The sequence below is a fragment of the Lachnoanaerobaculum orale genome (assembly GCF_003862485.1).
In the GTDB taxonomy this organism is placed as follows: domain Bacteria; phylum Bacillota; class Clostridia; order Lachnospirales; family Lachnospiraceae; genus Lachnoanaerobaculum; species Lachnoanaerobaculum orale.
Map to the genome: position 1 here is coordinate 42,956 of NZ_RRCM01000001.1, position 2,163 is coordinate 45,118.

The following is a 2,163-nucleotide window of genomic DNA, read 5'->3' on the forward strand; positions in this document are numbered from 1 at the left end:
AGTCAGTATGTGTAGACCCGAAACCGGGTGATCTATCCATGTCCAGGTTGAAGTTCGCGTAAAAGTGAATGGAGGACCGAACGCACATCCGTTGAAAAGGGTGGCGATGAGGTGTGGATAGGGGAGAAATTCCAATCGAACCCGGAGATAGCTGGTTCTCCTCGAAATAGTTTTAGGACTAGCCTCGTTATTAGTCTACCGGAGGTAGAGCACTGAATTTTTGCGGGGGCGTCAAAGCCTACCAAGAGATATCAAACTCCGAATGCCGGCTAGATGATTGACGGGAGTCAGACTACACGAGATAAGTTGGGTAGTCAAAAGGGAAAGAGCCCAGACCTACGGCTAAGGTCCCAAAGTGTGTGTTAAGTGGAAAAGGATGTGGGATTTCGAAGACAGCTAGGATGTTGGCTTAGAAGCAGCCATACATTAAAAGAGTGCGTAACAGCTCACTAGTCGAGAGGTCCTGCGCCGAAAATGTCCGGGGCTAAACACAACACCGAAGCCTGGGAATGTAGTAATACATTGGTAGAGGAGCATTCTTAGAGGCGTAGAAGCCATACCGAAAGGAATGGTGGAGTAATAAGAAGAGAGAATGCCGGAATGAGTAGCGAGAAAGAGGTGAGAATCCTCTTGGCCGAATATCTAAGGTTTCCTGAGTAAAGCTGATCTACTCAGGGTAAGTCGGGGCCTAAGGCAAGGTCGAAAGACGTAGTCGATGGATAACAGGTACAGATTCCTGTACTACATATAATCAGAACTGTGGGGACACGGAGACTAAAACCGAACCCGGGAGGACAAAAACCGGGGCAAGCGAAGTACCTGTATGGGAGGAAAACCCACCATACAAGGGGAAATCGTGATGCGTACCGAAAATTAGTAGGGAAGTCGGTTAGGGAGCCGTCAAGAAAAGCCGCTATTGTGTTATATGTACCCGTACCGCAAACCGACACAGGTAGATGAGGAGAGAATCCTAAGGCCGGCGGGAGAAGCATTGTTAAGGAACTCGGCAAAATGACCCCGTAACTTCGGGAGAAGGGGTGCCACTGGAAACAGTGGTCGCAGAAAAAAGGCTCAAGCAACTGTTTAGCAAAAACACAGGTCTATGCGAAACCGCAAGGTGAAGTATATGGGCTGACGCCTGCCCGGTGCCGGAAGGTTAAGAGGAGAAGTCAGGAAACGAAGCTTTGAATTGAAGCCCCGGTAAACGGCGGCCGTAACTATAACGGTCCTAAGGTAGCGAAATTCCTTGTCGGGTAAGTTCCGACCCGCACGAAAGGCGTAATGATTTGAGCGCTGTCTCAACAATGCACCCGGTGAAATTGAAGTACCAGTGAAGATGCTGGTTACCTGCGCCAGGACGGAAAGACCCCATGGAGCTTTACTCCAGTTTGGTACTGGGATTCGGTAATACTCGTACAGGATAGGTGGGAGACTAAGAAGCATGGACGCCAGTTTATGCAGAGTCGCCGTTGGGATACCACCCCTGTATTGCTGGATTTCTAACCTGCGGCCGTTATCCGGCCGGGGGACAATGCCAGACGGGGAGTTTGACTGGGGCGGTCGCCTCCGAAAGAGTATCGGAGGCGCTCGAAGGTTCCCTCAGAATGGTCGGAAACCATTCAAAGAGTGCAAAGGCAGAAGGGAGCTTGACTGCGACACCGACGGGTGGAGCAGGTACGAAAGTAGGACTTAGTGATCCGGTGGCATAAAGTGGGATTGCCATCGCTCAACGGATAAAAGCTACCCTGGGGATAACAGGCTTATCACTCCCAAGAGTTCACATCGACGGAGTGGTTTGGCACCTCGATGTCGGCTCATCGCATCCTGGGGCTGTAGCAGGTCCCAAGGGTTGGGCTGTTCGCCCATTAAAGCGGTACGCGAGCTGGGTTCAGAACGTCGTGAGACAGTTCGGTCCCTATCCGGCGTGGGCGTAAGATATTTGAGAGGAGCCGTCCTTAGTACGAGAGGACCGGGACGGACTGACCGCTGGTGTACCTGTTGGAGAGTAACTCCATGGCAGGGTAGCTATGTCGGGAAGGGATAAACGCTGAAGGCATCTAAGCGTGAAGCCCCCCTCAAGATGGGATATCTCATGTGAAAACAGTAAGACCCCTTGAAGACTACGAGGTAGATAGGGCCAAGATGTAAGTACAGTAATGTATT

1 rRNA gene (running past both ends of the window) is annotated in these 2,163 nt (G+C 51.1%); it reads left to right on the forward strand.

The window, feature by feature from the left end:
- Positions 1 to 2,163 (forward strand): 23S ribosomal RNA (locus EHW90_RS00320) (it extends past both window edges: 694 nt to the left, 140 nt to the right).